General features: G+C 68.8%; 1 protein-coding gene. It reads left to right on the forward strand.

The window, feature by feature from the left end; all coding sequences use genetic code 11:
• A partial coding sequence (locus I8J34_RS24260) for a condensation domain-containing protein (protein ID WP_230412002.1) occupies positions 1 to 576 on the forward strand: 576 nt, incomplete at both ends.

A 576-nucleotide genomic window follows, 5' to 3' on the forward strand; every position in this document is an offset into this window, starting at 1 on the left:
CACAGCCAATTGAGCGCCATCGCCATCGCCGAGCGCAACCGGCCGCTACCGCTGTCGCTCACCCAGCAACGCATGTGGTTCCTCACGCGCATGGACGGCGCCTCCGAGGCCTACCACATCGGCGGCGCCGTCCAACTGAACGGCACCCTCGATGTCCCCCTCCTCAAGCGCGCCCTCGAGCGCATCGTCGAACGCCACGAGACCCTGCGCACCCGCTACGCGCTCATCGACGAACACCCCGTCCAGATCATCGACGCCCCCGGCCCGATCGCCCTGGACGAACACGACCTCAGCGCCCATGCCGACGCTGAAGAGCGCTTCGAAGCGCTCAGCGAAGCCCACAACCAGACCCCCTTCGACCTCGAACACGGCGGGCCGCTGCGCGCCTTGCTGGTGCGCATGGCCCCGGACGAACACCGCCTGCAAGTGACCCTGCACCACATCGCCGGCGACGGCTGGTCGGTGAGCCTGCTGCTAAGCGAGCTGAGCGCGCTGTACAGCGCCTACCGCCAGGGCGAGGCGGACCCGCTGCCGGAGCTGGCGATCCAATACGCCGACTACGCCCAATGGCAACGC

The sequence above is a fragment of the Denitromonas iodatirespirans genome (assembly GCF_018524365.1).
Lineage (GTDB): Bacteria > Pseudomonadota > Gammaproteobacteria > Burkholderiales > Rhodocyclaceae > Nitrogeniibacter > Nitrogeniibacter iodatirespirans.